This window comes from Njordella aestuarii (genome assembly GCF_056494165.1).
Map to the genome: position 1 here is coordinate 3,293,534 of NZ_CM151397.1, position 16,429 is coordinate 3,309,962.

Annotated in this window: 11 protein-coding genes; 9 read left to right on the forward strand and 2 right to left on the reverse strand. The window is 51.5% G+C overall.

Annotated features, from left to right (window positions below; translation table 11 throughout):
* The first annotated feature begins 3 nt into the window (after positions 1–3).
* Entirely contained in the window at positions 4–570 is a 567-nt protein-coding gene (locus SH451x_RS12990) for an IS5 family transposase (protein WP_479362909.1), read from the forward strand.
* 433 nt (positions 571–1,003) lie between these two features.
* Here the strand turns inward: SH451x_RS12990 and SH451x_RS12995 are convergent, their stop codons facing one another.
* Entirely contained in the window at positions 1,004–5,911 is a 4,908-nt protein-coding gene (locus tag SH451x_RS12995) for a DUF4132 domain-containing protein (protein ID WP_479357318.1), read from the reverse strand.
* Between the two features lie 391 nt (positions 5,912–6,302).
* On the opposite strand from SH451x_RS12995, the gene SH451x_RS13000 reads away from it, so the two are divergent.
* Together SH451x_RS13000 and SH451x_RS13005 are read left to right on the forward strand one after the other, a co-directional pair.
* Entirely contained in the window at positions 6,303–7,130 is an 828-nt protein-coding gene (locus tag SH451x_RS13000; RefSeq protein ID WP_479357320.1) for a DUF547 domain-containing protein, read from the forward strand.
* A gap of 163 nt (positions 7,131–7,293) precedes the next feature.
* Entirely contained in the window at positions 7,294–8,106 is an 813-nt protein-coding gene (locus SH451x_RS13005; protein ID WP_479357322.1) for a glycosyltransferase family 2 protein, read from the forward strand.
* A gap of 161 nt (positions 8,107–8,267) precedes the next feature.
* Here the strand turns inward: SH451x_RS13005 and SH451x_RS13010 are convergent, their stop codons facing one another.
* Positions 8,268–9,059, reverse strand: coding sequence for an HI_0983 family protein (locus tag SH451x_RS13010; RefSeq protein WP_479357324.1), 792 nt, complete (start codon positions 9,057–9,059; stop codon positions 8,268–8,270).
* Between the two features lie 126 nt (positions 9,060–9,185).
* Between SH451x_RS13010 and SH451x_RS13015 the strand changes: the two genes are divergently transcribed.
* The 6 genes from SH451x_RS13015 (at position 9,186) to SH451x_RS13040 (ending at position 16,374) form a co-directional block, all read left to right on the forward strand.
* Positions 9,186–9,311, forward strand: coding sequence for a hypothetical protein (locus SH451x_RS13015; protein ID WP_479357326.1), 126 nt, complete (start codon positions 9,186–9,188; stop codon positions 9,309–9,311).
* A gap of 143 nt (positions 9,312–9,454) precedes the next feature.
* On the forward strand, positions 9,455–10,609 hold the full coding sequence (gene hemW / locus SH451x_RS13020; RefSeq protein WP_479357327.1) for a radical SAM family heme chaperone HemW: 1,155 nt from the start codon (positions 9,455–9,457) through the stop codon (positions 10,607–10,609).
* Positions 10,610–10,786: 177 nt separating this feature from the next.
* Complete coding sequence (locus SH451x_RS13025; RefSeq protein WP_479357329.1) at positions 10,787–11,326, forward strand: sigma-70 family RNA polymerase sigma factor; 540 nt, start codon at positions 10,787–10,789, stop codon at positions 11,324–11,326.
* Entirely contained in the window at positions 11,323–12,627 is a 1,305-nt protein-coding gene (locus tag SH451x_RS13030; protein WP_479357330.1) for an ankyrin repeat domain-containing protein, read from the forward strand. Before SH451x_RS13025 ends, SH451x_RS13030 begins: the two co-directional genes overlap by 4 nt.
* Positions 12,628–12,665: 38 nt before the next feature.
* Positions 12,666–15,098, forward strand: a complete 2,433-nt coding sequence (locus SH451x_RS13035; RefSeq protein ID WP_479357332.1) for a DUF1592 domain-containing protein — start codon at positions 12,666–12,668, stop codon at positions 15,096–15,098.
* Positions 15,099–15,111: 13 nt separating this feature from the next.
* Entirely contained in the window at positions 15,112–16,374 is a 1,263-nt protein-coding gene (locus SH451x_RS13040) for a DUF1552 domain-containing protein (protein WP_479357334.1), read from the forward strand.
* Positions 16,375–16,429 lie beyond the last annotated feature (55 nt).

The window sequence follows — 16,429 nt, forward strand, 5'->3', positions numbered from 1 at the left end:
GGGATCTGGCAAAAAATCCACGATTGTCTGGTTGCGAAAGTGCGCATTTCGGTTGGCAAAAAGCCCAAGCCTACCGCAGGGATTATTGACAGCCAAATTGCTGAGACAACAGAAGTCGGTGGCGATGAACGCGGCTTTGATGCGGGCAAGAAGATTGCTGGCCGAAAACGACATCTAGTAGTCGACACACTTGGATTGATCATCGCCGTATGTATTCACGCTGCAAGTGTTCAAGATCAGGACGGAGCGAAGTCAGTTTTACAAAAGGCACGAGAAAGGGCGAAGAATCTGCTGGTAGTATTTGGCGATAGTGCGTATCGACGCAGCGGATTGCCAAAGTGGGCAAAACGCACATGCAGCTTTAAATTGCAAACGGTGTTGCGTCCAATCGAGAGTAAGGGTTTTGAGATCCTTCCCAAGCGTTGGATTGTTGAGCGAACGTTCGCATGGATCAATCGCTGCCGTCGACATAGCAAAGATTACGAAAGGCATCCGGACTCAAGCAAAGCCATGATTGAAATCACGATGATTGCACTGATGTTGAAGAGGCTGGAAAAATTCCAAAACTAATTTCGGGACACGCTCTTAGTGACGACGCTGTCGGCGGCTTGATTCTCCGCTTGGGTTCGTCGAGACATGTTTGTCGACTCGACCGGCGGTCCTGAATGGGTAACCCTATCGTCCATTAGAATCGGTCCTTTGGCTCGCTGCAACTACATGAATCCAAGGCTTTTCTCAACGCCATCGCAGAAACGATCGATTAACCATGCTTGCCTCAGCGGTACTGAGCAGTCTTTGGAGCGTTACATGAGAGACGTGATAGTACGCGAAAGGATCTATGTGAAACGTAGCCGTACGATCGGAAACTCGGATCCCCCTACTTGTTTAGCATAGCTCAGGCACTTCGGCCCGCAGCCGTGCAGCGCCTCAGTACGAGGCGACAGCCGAGCTGATCCTTTTATACCTTCGTAACACACGGATGCTTTTTTTTGAAACGAGATGTTCATGCTTGCGTGCCGCTGACGGTTCGGTCGATGTCGCGAATCGCCTCGCTCAGGATGATCGAAGGTACTTCCTGGATGGCCAGTTCGCTTCCGTCAGGCCCCCAAAACTTAAGTGCTCCAATGCTGCCACCGGAGCTCATAAAATCAACAAGATTCGCCGTGATCTCACCCTGAGTCTCATTCATGAAAGTCCTCATAAGCAAGTTGCATTCACGATCGTCCCGCCAACCGTGCGCTTGCAAGATACGAAACGCTTGGTCTTCATTAACAATTCGGACGCCATCATGCCGGATAATTCTCTTTCCTTCCTCCGCCGTCTCCAAGTTTTCCGCACGTACAATCGCACGATCGACTTGTTGAAACGCTTGAGGCGACCGGTCCGTAAAGAATGCTTGCCATGTCGTCAATGTTCCCAATTCATCGAGCGCCAGAGGATGTGCGATGCGAACTGGTTGTGTGACCTTTGTATGAGCGTCATCAAAGCCAATCAACTGAGTTCCATCCACGCTGGGTATTCCAACCACAGGCGTCGTGTTGTCGGTTGAGGCGTTCATTACCATGACAAGCTCACTCGCTACAGCGGCCACCACGGGATGAGTCATCATCATTATCAATTCTTCCGGCGAATAGCTACGTTGCTGAATCATCGATGTCTCGAGAACCGACCTTACGTCACGCAACGATAACTTGAGTCGACTTTGTAGTTCAGCTAACCTCTTCCCGGGCTCTGATGACTTAAATGAAGCAGGTATCGACTTCAACGACTTGCCTGCCTTAGTTACCAGCACATGGGGACCGTCACCCTTTAATCGAAGCTGAATGATATACTCGCCCACTTCGCAGCGTTCAAACTCGGCAAGTTCTTTTGCAATCGCTTCACCGGACAGCCAATCAAGCTGAATCGGGTCCGCAAGCCCAGCGTTGTCGGCTAACGTTCGCCGAACTTGATCAGTAGCCTGGCGCATGGCATCTTTCGCCTCCGCCGTCTTTCGTTTGCGGCCTGCGACGGCCATCGCTTCAAAGATTTTCAGACGCTGTGAAATATCGGCTATCAACGCGTCATGAGTATCTGGCAATGGCAACACCGCAAGCTGCAGCAATTCGAGGTTCGGACGATCTTTGATAGAGGCCTCAAGTGCCTTGCGCTGAGCAGCGCTGCTGAGCTTGCCATCGATTGCATCAAGCAGACCTTCGACGCGCAGTCGATCCGTCGGCGAAGTGATCGCTTTGAGCGTTTTGAACAACGGCTCAAGCTTTTCACGCGGATGAGTATCGATAGCCGATCGCTTCCAGCTACGTCGGATCGTTGCATCTTGGACAGGTGCTCGATAATCCCACTCCGACAGTTCCTTGTTCGCGACCCCATAATGCCCAAGTAGTCGCTGCTCAATTTGCTGGGTACTTAGCTCGGGTCGACGAATGAACATGTGGCCGGTATCCCCATCCAAAGTGATCGCTAGATCCTTTAGACTCATCCCCACATGAAACACGATCCAGATGGCTGCTTCTAGTTGATCGGCGCGGCCCGTTGCTTCCAAGACGCTGCGCATCAGCACCGGATGATCGAATGCAATTCGCAGCAGAAGATCTTCGCTTACTGCTTTCTCTTCAACCAGCTTACTCAACTCGCCTGTCGTCTGCTTGAGCCATGCATCGAGAACATCAAACTTGACGAACTTCGGTGCAAAGTAGTCCTTGCTAACGATCCAAGTCTCTTCGGCGTCGTTGAGGGATTCTCTCACACGGGCCGCGAATGCCTTCTGCTTGTCATCGGTCCGTCCGGCCGTTTGATAAGGAACATCGGCGTACTTGATCAGTACATCGCGAAGCCCATTCTGGTTCTTAGGTGCAGGCATCTTCCGCCAAGATTCACCCAAACTTGCCGGCAAAGTTGGATCGATGGCTTGCTCTTGTTGTCGGCAGATGTCAGCCACCGCATCAACGACGGCCAAGATCTCGTGATCTCTTTGTGCGTTGAATCCCAAGCATAGTCGGTCTGGATATTCGACTGCTCGGATGAGATTTTCAGCCGCTTGGTCATAACCGGGTTGTACAAGGTACCAAACCAAATCTGCGAGACTCGCTTGGCCAGATGAGACGGCCGAACCGATGGCGGTGGCATCAATTCCTTCCACTCGGCCACCAAACGACGCTGTCCACCACAGCAACGGCCAGAATCGCTGGCGAACGTTATCTTTTTCGGACTGGTTGTCGTTCTTCTTCCAGTCCAGATGGCTCTTGACCATCATGTACACACTCGAGATGCCTTGATCGTGTCGCGGATGCGGTGCAGCAGAGTGTTCTGCCATTGGTCCAAGTGATTGTACTTCCTTCGGGAGATTGGCGAGCACTGATTCATACCAATCGAGATTAGTTAACAAGATGTCTTCATAGCGGTAGGTCGCGTTCCACTGCAGCGAACCCAAGAATGACTTCAAGGATTCCTTCTTGGGTACACTCAACGCAGGCGGACGGAGTTCCGAAATTCGTTTTGCTTGGTCGGGTGTTAGCAATGGATTTGCGCGACTGAGCACTTTTTCGTCGAAAGATTTCCACTCACCAATGCCCCATAACCAAAAATTGGCACGAAGCAACTCGGAGCCATCATCCTCCCGCAAATCTTTGCCACGACTTTCCATCCGTGCAAGAAATTGGAACTTAAGTTCCTCCGAGCTGAGTGATTGTAAGTCGAGTTCCTCGACCCAGCGTCCCGCTGTCTCGAGCAACCTTGGTGCAACTGCGCCAAAGACATCTTGGCAACGACTTCCACGATCACGAGGTGGTTCTGGCGGAGTCGGGATAAAGCGACTTCGATCAAGCCCTGCCATATCGGCAACCAGCTTGCATAGCCGTTCCAATGCAACTCGCTTCTTGTAGTCTTCGCTCTCGACCTCAACGGACGAACGTGACATCTCACGAGCAGCGAGAAATGTGCGTGACTTCAGATTGTCTCCGCTTTTCTTCTTGCTTTGTGCCGCTTCATACTCATCAAGCACCAAGGAAACATCGCTTCGGATGGCCTCACTATCGACAACGATGTCGGGAGTGATCGCCGTTACAATCTTGGACTCATTAAACTGTTGCGTTTCATCGATGGCTCTAAGCGTCAAGGAAATTACATCGATACCCAGTCCGCGTTGATCTTTCTTGCTTGCTAGTAACAATTTGCGCCATAGTTCCAAGCGATCTTGCCGCAACGCGCAAGCGAACGCAAACAATGCATTGACCGAACGTAAAAGTCGACGTTGCTCCAGTATCCAATCCAGTAACTCTTGCGTCGATTCGGCTGCAGCAACCGCCCGAACCATCAGTTTTGGTCCGTGCGGAGTATCAACACTGCACTTCTCAAAGATCGACTTACGCGTCGCTACATCTGTCTTGGACAAGTCCGCATCAAGGAGGACAGCGATACTGTAGCTGTCCATGCGTTCGACAAACGGCAACATTGAATCGCCAGGTCGGCCGGCTAGGTTGAGCACGATGAGTCGGACCAGCGTATTTTGGATCTCGAACGCCGGCTTGCCAGGGCTAGCTTGCACGAGCTTAGTCATCAATGTCTCGTTGCGCAGTCTCTTTTCAATTTCGACCAGCAACTCAAGAGCTTCATCGGCGGGTATCAAGTCGGTGTTGTCCAAAGTCAGTCCGGAAACGCACCCGAACTGCAGCGCTTCAGCAAGCAGTGCTGGGTTGAGCTGCTCGGACGCGTCGCTGATCGACTCCTTCAATATACAGAGCCACATCGGTCGCATCGCGAGCGTTCGTCCTTCGCGAATTCTTGCAAAGGTGCGCAGCAGAGATTTGAGATCTTCGCGTCCATCGACGCAAGCTTGTGAGTAAAGCGCGAGCAGGCGAGAAACACAGCCGTGTATATCGACAGCCGCTTCCGCCCATAAGCCCAAAAAGAGTTCGCTTTCGTCGTTGCTAGCGATCATTTGTTGACGATGGTCTGCATCGCAAAGCATACTAGCGCATGTTCGCAGCATGGAATCACAAGTCGGTAGCTCCAGAATTGCTGCCGGCAATGCGATCACCGATGTTAATTGTTGGGCTAGTGCGTCTGGTTCGATCGTTCCTCGGTTTAACTCTCCCGCAATCGTTTCGAGAACGGTCGGCAAGACATGGGGAAAAACGGAAAACGCTTCAGCGGCCGCTGCAGTTGCTTGCATGGCTGCCATCAGCGTTAGCTCGGCGTCTCCGCGATCCACTGTGATCGTTTCGCAAAGTATTTCTAGTGCGTCTTGGCGACCACAAAGCGCAAGTGCTCTCGCGACATGTGGTGACGGCACACAACGAATTTCAGAAGCTAGCGCAGGATGCCGACCAGTTCCGACCAGTCGCAAGGTGTCTAGCAAATTCTCTGCATCGCGATCCTTCTTCGCAAGTTCGCAGGCCAGCCAACGGCCAACATGATCGCATCCGGTCGAGCTTAGGTTGTACCTCCCACTACCCAACACTGCAGCTGTCATGGCGGCAAATACAGCGCTTTGCTTCTCCACAAAGGAACCACAGTGAATCGCAAGCCACAGCACGGCACCTGCTGGTTCTGTCGGCAACTCAAAGCGAGCCAACTCACGCAGCAGATCACGTAACCAGATGGCTCGATTGGTTTCTACGATGGGTTCGCCTATCGCCCAACCAGGCAAAGCGATTGAGAAATTTTCAAGTCGTTGCCACGCATCTCCAATGGAATCAGCCAGCGATGGTGCAACGACAAACGCTAGCTCCCTGACATCGTCTTCGGTGGCCAAGGTGGCTTCGCTGAGCGATACTCGTGTCTTGTTTTTATCGTAGACTTCATCGAAGCCAAAGAGCTTGCCTGCGAATTGTGCCACTGATGAAGAGGCAGTACTTAATGCTGATTTTAGAAAAACCTCTGGTTTGGTTGTTCGCAAAAGTCCGCTTCTCATCAACACTCTCCCTCGGGATCTCTCAATTCTTTTCCGTGTTCCAGGCTGGGTGATTTTCAGTTGCCGTCGCGATGCGTTTGCAACGGCCGTTCGATGTAGGGAACATAATACTCGCTTGGCATGCGGTTGAACGATTATAAGCATCCGATTTACCGACCAGAACTCCGGATGATCGGTACATATAGTCCGCTCAATCTAAACGTCGAATCCGGAAAAATTTGGAACTTTAGCAGCACGATGACAAAGACATCTACCATTTTTGCGACAGTCAAATATCGAGCCGTATAAGTGCGACACCTCACAGACGAGGAGTTGTGTTTTCCGTAACATCTTTCTGGATAGCGGCATGGTTGGTTGTCTTTTTAAGTATCGCAATGGAGTTTTCATAATTATGTACAAGTTGACTTTCTTGCCAGTCTTAAAAGTCTTTGTCGTTCTGGTACTGACGAATTGTTCTTTATCGCAGGCAGCCGACGGATCTGTCGGAGTGATCGTACCTGTCGCCGAACAACTTTCGCTAGACCATATTGATCACTCTGCATGGGATTTGCTCTTAACGAAGTTCTGTGATGATCGTGGGATGGTCAACTATGCAGCGTGGAAAGCTTCAGCAGCAGATAGCCAGACGCTTGACCGCTATTTGGACCATCTATCCTGTTCCAACGGTAAAGGCACCAAGGACCAGCAACTTGCATTTTGGATCAACACTTACAACGCATTGACTGTCAAAGGCATACTACGGGAGTATCCGACGTCAAGTATTCGTAACCATACCGCCAAACTGATAGGGTATAACATTTGGAAGGATTTAACAATTACGGTCGGTGGGAAGCCTATTTCACTTGATGGAATCGAGCATCAAGTACTACGTAAAATGGAAGAACCTCGGATTCATTTCGCAATCGTGTGTGCATCAATGGGTTGTCCACGCCTATTGAACCAAGCGTACTTGGCAGAAAAGCTTGACGAGCAGCTCACAAGCAATGCCAAATCGTTCTTCTCTGATCCGGATAAATTTCGCTACGACGCTTCTCGTCGGATCTTTCATCTCTCGCCTATTCTTGATTGGTTTGGAGAGGATTTTGGGAGTTCGCCGTCAGCGCAATTAAGAAAGATTTCCCCTTGGTTGCCTGACCCAATCTCTTCACGAGCCGCTGCGTCTGGGGCGGGAACAATTGCATTTCTTGATTATGACTGGGGATTGAACGAACGTAAATGAAAACGAATGAGAGCCTTGACAAACCACGCGGCTCTTGTTGCAAGCAATGTCGATAAATGCGCAACATTCGCCGCAGCCACAAACTAGACGCCAGCAATTGTAGGGTCGCGTATTCGCTTCGGCCCAAGTCTGTCAAAGGTCTGGAAGTCGAAAGGAATTTTTGATGATAATGTTGCTCAACTACAAAAGTAAGAAGCTGCTGGTGGCATCGCAAAGTATTAGAAATGCTCTTGAGCAAATGGCTGTAATTATACCCGCTCGTAACGTAGAAAACTCCATCGGCTTGATTTTGCGGGACCTACCGAAGGTCGGGAAAGTCTTTGTGGTGGATAATGGCTCAACCGATCTGACTTCGCATATTGCGGCAAAGAACGGCGCATATGTTGTTCACGAAGAAACGGCTGGTTACGGTCGGGCGTGCCGAGCTGGGATCTATGCGTTGCGCCGGTACAATCGCAGACTTAATGTTACATCTAGAGAGACTATCGGCTCCCCAAAAAAGACGCTTAAGTACGTGGTGTTTTTGGATGCCGACTACAGCGATTACCCTGTGTTGTTGCCAAAGTTGTTGGGACCAATCGTACAAAATCAAGCTGATTTTGTTGTGGGCTCACGCTTGTTAAGGATACGCCAAAGCAGTGTCACGCCGCTTCAACGCGTATCAGTGATTAAAGTTGCATGCTTACTTATGAATGGGATCTGGGGGGCATCGTATACCGATCTTAGCCCCTTGTGCGCGATTCGCTTCGACGCCCTTAATCGTCTACAGATGCGCGACGTAAATTTCGGTTGGACAGTCGAGATGCAAGTGAAAGCAATGCAGCATGGTCTGAGAACTGAAGAAGTCTCGGTTCCTTATCGGCGTCGCATTGGTGAGGGTAAAATTAGTGGCTCCGGCGTGAGAACGATCTGGGCAGACTTTGGGATTTTGTATGCAGTCGCCAAGTACGCTCTATTTTCGAGAACCAGGTACTGATGGCGTTTCGCTGGGAATTCGCAGGATCCGTGCTGAGTTACGAGTTGGTCGCTACACTGATTCTTGTCTGTAGTGTAATAGCTTAGCGCTCCGACGCTTCACCGTGGGCAACGCCCCGCGAACGGTTATCACATGAGCTGACGCACGCCAGCACCTTAGAACTAGTGCGACGGGGGAGTGGTCGTCGGCTTCATGCTTATTGGTGGGAAATCAAAGTCGAGAATATACGGAGTCAGTTCATCGACTGTGTTCTGAGAATTTCCAATGAAAGAGTCTGCCTGATCGCTGTAGGCTCGTTCTGCGTATTGGTAGCTGATGAGGCCATTCGTGTTTGCAGGAGTCTGGTAGATAAAGAAATTGAGTTCCGCGAACTCACCAGAGTTAACTACGAAATCGACCCTTGCTCGTTCGGAGTCTTGGCCTACGTAAACATGTGGAGTCGATTCAGGATACCGCTCTGAAATGACTTGCACCACGTTGTTGGCGAACACTTTCGGTTCAACATTGATTGCATCGTACCGCACAGAGAGCAATTTTGTCCAATGATCTAGCGAATCGCCTTCAAGGATGTATTCATTGATGATCCCGTTTTCGAGGTTTCCGCTGGCGTATGCCAAAACGTAGCGTTCGCCTCTAAAGTCGAGTACACGGGCTTCCTCAGGAGAAGCTTGTTCGGCACGCGAGAGATCCTGTTGCTGCCAATTGGTGCTGGCGGCTTTGACAGGTACGGGTTGCAATTCAGTTCCGACCGATGCTTGCCCCCGGTCAGCGGCACCGCCAAGGAATGCAACGAAAACCAGCAAGCCGATGGTACCAACAAACAAGACAAGTGGTCCGACAAAAAGAATGCCCAGCACGATTAAGAGCCAGTTTCGGTTGGACCCCGACTTATTATGGTTGGGTAGCGTATTCTCTGGAATGTATTGGACTTGGTTCGTGGTTTCTGGATTCATTGTCGCGCACGCGAGAAGGCTAGAAGTGTCACGCCGCGACAGTCGCAGGCAAGTTTGTGAACCCTAGGTCAACGTTCTGAGCGTGTCAAAAAAAATGGTCGTATTGGGTAAAAATTTTCATTTCGCTTGGCCAACTCACGAGACAGCGGGGACAATGTCGCTTCCGCGAAAGTCGCATTCTTGTTCTTCCGCGGAGCGCTGGTCGACAATCGCATGGGACTAGTCTTCACAGCAAGCGGCGCATCTGGCTAAGCTTGACAACTGAGGTCGCATCTGCGGCGATGTTTGTCAATCGATATGGCGATGAAGCCGCTCGCAGCCACTGGTGAAGAGTTCTGAAATAGCGATACTGCTTAATTATACGGATACCTCTTTTACGTTGCGCGACTGGATCTATGGAAACTTCCCTCAGTACAACTGAGCACTTGTCAACTCCGAAGGCAGCTTATATTCATGTCCCGTTCTGTCACGCTCGATGCCCCTACTGCAGCTTTACGGTCGTTGCGAATCGGATGGACTTGGTAGATCGCTACCTCGAGGCCGTCCGTCGTGAGCTGGCTACGCTCGAGAGCCCATGCACGGTAGACACCATCTTCATCGGTGGCGGAACACCGACCCTGCTCCCGCGCGAACCGATGCTAAGTCTATTAGAAGTGATCCGTCGTTGGCTACCATTGGCAGAAGGTGGAGAGTGGAGTATCGAAGCGAATCCGCAAGACGTCGATCAAGAACTATGTACCCTTTTGCGTGATCAAGGCATCAACCGTATCAGTCTGGGTGGACAATCTTTTGACACAGCGAAATTGAAGATGCTGGGACGCGAGCATACGGGCGATCAACTTGCCGGTTCGATCGACATTGCATCTCAATGGTTCGATGAAGTTTCAGTCGATTTGATTTTCGGAGTCCCCGGCGAAGACATGCAGGTTTGGAAGCGGGACTTGCATGCCGCTACGTCGCGTTCTGTCAGCCACCTGTCGACTTATGGGTTGACCTATGAAAAGGGAGCTCAATATTGGGCGCAACTTCAGAAAGGTCAAGTCGTCGCCCTCGCTGAAGAAACCGAGTTGGAGATGTATCTCTATGCGATTGAAACACTCAGACAGCAAGGGATGAATCATTACGAAGTTTCTAATTTTGCTAAGCCGGGTAGCGAGTGCCTTCACAACCAGACGTATTGGCAGGGCGATTCGTGGTTAGGCTTTGGTCCCGGCGCTGCGGCTTACGTTGATGGAACGCGTACCGTCAATCACCGGAGCACGATCAAGTATCTTCAGCGAATGGAAAGCGGACAGTCGCCGGTAGCTGAATCGCAGACACTAGATTGGTCAACAAGGACTCGCGAGCGTTTTATCTTTGGTATGCGTCGTCTGAAAGGAGTCGACTGGAGTTTGCTGGTCTGTTCCGGTGAACCGCAGTCGGTGGAAGCGATCGCTGCGCAAATAACGAAACATATCGCCTTGGGATTTTTGGAGTGGCATGAAGGGAATATTCGCTTGACGCCACAAGGGCTACCAATCAGCGATTCGCTGTGGCTGGACTACTGGTAGGTAAGGTTGTCGCGCTTGCAATCGCCTAAATGCCTTGCCATGAAGCGTTGGCGGTCCCGAAATTAGCCGTTCTTCAATTGCGTCAATTATAGGCAACCGCCGTTTCTTGCGAACGTAGCGAAAAAATTCTCGAAGAATGCGGCAGGATTGATGGTCAGGATCGGATAATAGAGATGTATGAATGACAAAACTACACCATTTGAGTTGTCGGAAACAGAGTTCCTGTCCCAATTGGTTAAGCATGAACCAGTCCTGCGAGCCTATGCGCGGGTCCTATTACCAGATTGGGATCTGGTGGACGAATCGCTGCAGGAAGCTAGCGTGACGATGTGGCAGAAACGCGGGCAGCTCGAAAGTGCGGACGGTTTTGTGCCCTGGGCCAAAGTAATAGTTCGCTTCAAATGCCTGAAACAGTTGGAAAAGCTGCGTCAAAGACGACCGCTGCTGTCCGATACCATGTTGGAAACTTTGGCTGAGCGTTGTGCCGATCGCGTCGTCGAATCGAACCTGCGTGGGAGAGCACTGCACGAATGCTTGAACCAGTTCTCACCAGAGCATCGGGCACTCTTGTTGGCTCCGCATAGTGCGAATGATTCGGTGGTCGAGATTGCCCAGCGGCAAGAAAAATCGCCGAATGCACTTTATAAGTTGTTGGGGCGGCTACGTGAGCAGCTCGTTGAGTGCATTCGCCATCGTATGGCCGCGGAGGCAACATGAACATTCGATCGAACGAGTTGATCCAAAAATATTTATTGGGGATTGCGACGGAAGAAGAAGTGCACGAGCTTGAGCGTCGTCTCACCTGCGATGTGGAACTGCAGCATGAGTTCTTGCTTCAAGCGGAAATCGACGCGCTTCTGCGTCAGGAAGTCCAAGCTATCAACAACGTCGATCCGTCAGATTCGTACCGATTGACTCGCACCGAAAGCGTGGTTGGCGACTCTTCCGGGCTTTGGAAATGGGTTTCCGGGATCTCGACGTTAGCGGCCTCGATTCTACTAGCCCTAATCTTGTTGTACCTTCCACCTTCACGTACGGCGATGGCCGTTCCCTCGTTGGGCAAGCTATATACGAGCGTCTCGCGGAACGATCAAAATATTTGGGTGGGTGCGTTGAATGGTGACTTGCCGATGCTGGAAGCGGATCTGCTGCGCGGCATTGCGGTCGACGCGTCAACCGAAGAAGCCTACACGCCTTTGCACATTGCTGCAGTGTTCGGTCATGCAAGTGCAGTCGAGTTGCTATTGAATCACAACGCAGATGTGGCTCTAACCGACAACGAAGGTAACACGGCGTTGCACATGTCTGTCTTTCTGGGACACACCGACGTTGTACGTGCGTTGCTCGCGCATGGAGCGGATCCGATGGCCCGCAACGCTGCCGGTTTTAGTTCCGTCGACTGCGCGGGAGCTCCGTGGAGCCAAGACTATGAAGCGCACCTGCGACGTGCGGAAGCAGAGATGAACACTCGGCTAGATATGAATCGCATTCGCAGCGAACGCCTAACAATCCTCAAACTGCTGCTTGGAAGTGATAAAGCGGGTGCGGCTTCCGAACCATCCTACATCCTGAATGCTGCGATCGCTGGTGATGTACAAGCGATCCAAAAATATCTCGGCGGCGGCAATGAGCTAAGTGAAACGGAGCAAGTCGGCGGAAATACGCCACTGATGCTGGCTGCTGCGTTTGGTAACCGCGATGCGGTGAATTTGTTTATCAAAGCTGGGGCAGATCTAGAGGTGCGCAACAAATCCGGAGGCACGGCGTTGCACCAAGCCTGCTTTTTCGCTCAGCCCGAGATAGTTGCGATGTTGCTGGACGCAGGGGCTGACCCGACCAAAACAAACCTGTACGGGGTTACGCCGCTCGAACTAGCACCGGAACAATTGGACTCCGCTTGGAAAGCTGTCTACCAACATACTTACCAGACGCTGAACCTAGAACTCGACTTTGAGGCACTGCATGATGCGCATGCGCAAATTCGAAACATTTTTGAGCAACGTTCGGCTAACCAATGATTTATATTTCGTGGCCTCAAAGGTTATAGGCAGAGTCGATGAAATTCGCAGATAAATGTAGGGCGGTAAAGCGGTCGACGCTCTTCTTAACACTCGTCTGGCTACAATTCGTAGCTGCGACTATTGCGAGCGAGATCGATCCATCCATCGACGCATTGCTGCAGGCATCTTGTGTTCATTGTCACGATTCAAGTACAACCACGCCGCTGAATCTCGAATCGCTATCAGGCGACCTGAACGATCCAGATACGATGCGCAAATGGGTTATTGTTCTCGACCGTGTTCGCGCGGGCACGATGCCTCCAGACTCTGAAGAGCGACCTGATGTTAAGGTGGCTAATGCGGCGATGGACACAATGCAAAGTTGGCTGCGCGAATATAGCAGGTCACAGCAGAGCACCGCAGGTCGTGTCCCAGCCCGGCGACTGACCAAGCGCGAGTATAGTTACACGTTGCAGGACTTAATGCATATAGAAGGCGATGTAGCCATCCATCTCCCAGACGAAGTGGAAGCGGGAAGTTTTGATACGGTCGGCAGTACGCAACGACTCTCGGCAATTCATATGCAAGGCTTTTTGCAGGCTGCGGATGAAGCCTTGAATCGTGCTATTTTTCTCGGTGCAAATCCCTGTCGTGAATTGAGTCTCGACTTCGTGAACAGTGTTAACTTGCGTTATTTTGACGACAAACGCCTTCATGAAGGCGGCAACATTATGCAGCGTCTGGACAAAGGCGTCGCGATCTTTTTCGATAACGACTATCTCATTCACTCGTATCGCGCGATGGGCTTGATCGTCGAAGTGCCAGGGACTTACCGTATCACCGCGGATCTTGAAGCCTATCAAGCGAAACAACCAGTCACGTACAAGATCATCGGAAAGCGCCCGAGTGGCGACGCGCGTATCATCAAGTTGGGCGATATCGAGCCAGGTGGGCATGTACAGATTAAAGAAGATGTTTATTTGGAACCGGGCGACGACTTCTACGTGACAATGCACAACGATGATCCTGGGACCGTTTACGCGGCTCTAACCATAATCGACGTAAAGAACTACACCGGCCCGGGGCTTGCGATTCGGTCGCTCAGCGCGTCTGGACCGATCCAGCAACAGTGGCCACCCAAGAGCACGCGCGATTTACTGCATGGGGTAACGTTTGTCACCGATGCACAGACCGGTGCTACAAAAATTGAACTTTCGAAAGAACCGATCGAACACGTGCGTGAAATTGTCGAAAGCTTTGCAGAGCGCGCGTTTCGGAGACCACTGCAAAGAGACGAGATAGAATCGTTCGTCGAATTAGCTCGACCAGCCATTGAGGAAGGATTGCCTTTGGAAGAGTTCATCCGTGTGCCCTTGAGATCCGTACTCTGTTCGCCACAATTTTTGATGCATATTGGTGAACCCGGCGATTTGGACCCCTTCTCCCTCGCTAGTCGCCTGTCCTACTTCTTTTGGATGAGTTCGCCCGACAACGAGTTGTACGATTCTGCCTACATTGGAGCACTGCGCACCGACGTCGAACTGGCGCGACAAGTGGAACGCATGCTGGATGACAGTCGAGCGCAACGCTTCGTTAATGATTTTGTCGGCCAGTGGCTGCGACTCAACAAAATCAATGCGACGTCGCCCGATCAAAAGCTCTATCCGGAATTCGACGAACTTCTTGCCGATGCACTTCCGCAAGAGACGCAACTTTTCTTCGACGGGCTTATTCGCGAAAACGCACCGCTAACGCATATCATCGATTCTAGTTATAGCTTCGTTAATCGTAGACTTGCTCAGCATTACGGTCTAGAAAATGTTCAAGGCCAACATTTTCGCAAAGTGCAACTGCCTGAAGGGAGTCGCCGCGGCGGTGTGCTTACCCAAGCTGCGATTTTGAAGACAACGGCCAACGGCACAGTGACTTCGCCTGTTACTCGCGGAAACTTTGTGCTCACCAATCTGCTCGGAACTCCACCCTCGCCTCCTCCGCCAGGCGTGGGATCAATCGAGCCGGATACACGTGGCAAGTCGACCATCCGCGAGATTCTTGTAGCGCATCGCGACAATGAGTCCTGCAAAGCTTGTCACCGATCGATTGATCCGCCAGGATTTGCGCTAGAGTCATTTGATCCGATCGGAGCACTGCGTACCCACTATCGATCCAGCGGTCCTGGTCAAGGTTTCTTGGCGAGTCTATCGCAAGAGTCATATCACCAAGGGCCGCTGGTCGACCCCAGTGGTGAAACGGACGATGGTCGCAATTTTTCAGACGTCACTGAGTTCAAAAAACTCTTGATGGACCAAAAGGAACAGATCGCCCGCAACTTCGTTTCGCAGTTGATCGTTTATGCAACCGGCGGCGAGATTGAATTCGCTGACCGAGAAGTTATCGAAGGGATTCTTAGCAAGACCGCAGCGGATGATTATCCGGTGCGTGACCTGATTCACGCTGTTGTCCAGAGCCGCCTTTTCCGTCAAAAATAGTTGAGCTTCGCCCATGCCACACTCGCTTCATCGCCGAACATTCCTGCGGGCCTCAGGTATCTCGCTCGCGCTCCCATTCCTAGAGTCGATGACTCCTGCGCTTGCAACGAACCAGACCGCAGCGCCCAAGCGATTGATCTTTGTCTGCACCGCTTTAGGACTACATCCACCGAACCTTTGGCCGAAATCGACGGGGCGGGACTACGAATCGACGCCGTATCTGGAACTTCTGAAAGATCACCGAGATGACTTTACGCTATTCAGCGGACTTTCGCACGAAGATCAAACTGGCCGACAACCGCACGACAGCGAAATGACTTGGTTAACGGCGGCGCGGAAGCCAGGCATGGCTGGTTTTCGCAATTCAGTTTCCGTCGATCAAGTGGTGGCGAATCACTTCGGCAACGCAACTCGCTTTCCATCGGTCACACTTGGGACCGCGAAGGCCCAGAGCCAATCGTACACGGGCGGCGGTGTGATGATTCCGGCGGAAACGTCGCCAGCCAGTGTCTTTGCAAAAATGTTCTTACAAGGCAAACCCGACGAAGTTAGGACGCAACAGCGACTACTTGGCGAAGGCCGTAGCATCTTGGATCAATTGGGAAGCGAAACCGCCAAGCTGCGCAGCCAAGCCAGTGCGTCGGACAACCATCTGCTCGATGACTACTTTCAATCGGTTCGACAAGCGGAAACGAAGATCGCCGCCGTACAAGGTTGGATGGACAAACCGAAACCAGTTGTTGCTGCGAAACCTCCAGCGGATATCAACGATCCAGCTGACTTGATCGGACGGACGCAGTTGTTGATGGACCTTGTGCCATTGATCGTGCAGACTGATTCTTCCCGTGTAATAACGGTCATGGTGCAGGATCATTCGGTCGTGCCCAAAGTCGAAGGAGTCTCCGGAGATCATCACAATCTGTCACATCACGGGCAAGACCCTGCGAAGATTGGGCAGCTTGAGAAGATCGAGGCTGGCATCGTCGGCTGTTTCGGTAGTTTACTGGAGCAAGTGAAACGACCGAACGAGCTCGGTTCGCAGTTGCTGGACAACACGACTCTTGTTTTCGGAAGCAATCTTGGCAATGCTAATGCGCACGAGGCCAGGAACCTACCGATTTTTTTAGCGGGTGGTGGTTATGATCATGGCGGTTATGTCGACTTGCGAAGAGAAGATGACCAGCCGCTGTGTAATCTTTTTGTTCGTCTGATGCAAGACATCGGAATTGAGACGGATTCGTTCAGCCAGAGCACCGGTCGACTGACGTGGGCTTGAGCAACGGCGATCGCGTTTTAGCTGTGCATGCATCGGCGCAAAAGTGGTACTGCGA

Coding starts and splice junctions, on each gene's coding strand:
- SH451x_RS12995 (WP_479357318.1), bottom strand. CDS start 5,911: ATGAGAAGCGGACTTTTGCGAACAACCAAACCAGAGGTTTTTCTAAAA.
- SH451x_RS13000 (WP_479357320.1), top strand. CDS start 6,303: ATGTACAAGTTGACTTTCTTGCCAGTCTTAAAAGTCTTTGTCGTTCTG.
- SH451x_RS13005 (WP_479357322.1), top strand. CDS start 7,294: ATGATAATGTTGCTCAACTACAAAAGTAAGAAGCTGCTGGTGGCATCG.
- SH451x_RS13010 (WP_479357324.1), bottom strand. CDS start 9,059: ATGAATCCAGAAACCACGAACCAAGTCCAATACATTCCAGAGAATACG.
- hemW (WP_479357327.1), top strand. CDS start 9,455: ATGGAAACTTCCCTCAGTACAACTGAGCACTTGTCAACTCCGAAGGCA.
- SH451x_RS13025 (WP_479357329.1), top strand. CDS start 10,787: ATGAATGACAAAACTACACCATTTGAGTTGTCGGAAACAGAGTTCCTG.
- SH451x_RS13030 (WP_479357330.1), top strand. CDS start 11,323: ATGAACATTCGATCGAACGAGTTGATCCAAAAATATTTATTGGGGATT.
- SH451x_RS13035 (WP_479357332.1), top strand. CDS start 12,666: ATGAAATTCGCAGATAAATGTAGGGCGGTAAAGCGGTCGACGCTCTTC.
- SH451x_RS13040 (WP_479357334.1), top strand. CDS start 15,112: ATGCCACACTCGCTTCATCGCCGAACATTCCTGCGGGCCTCAGGTATC.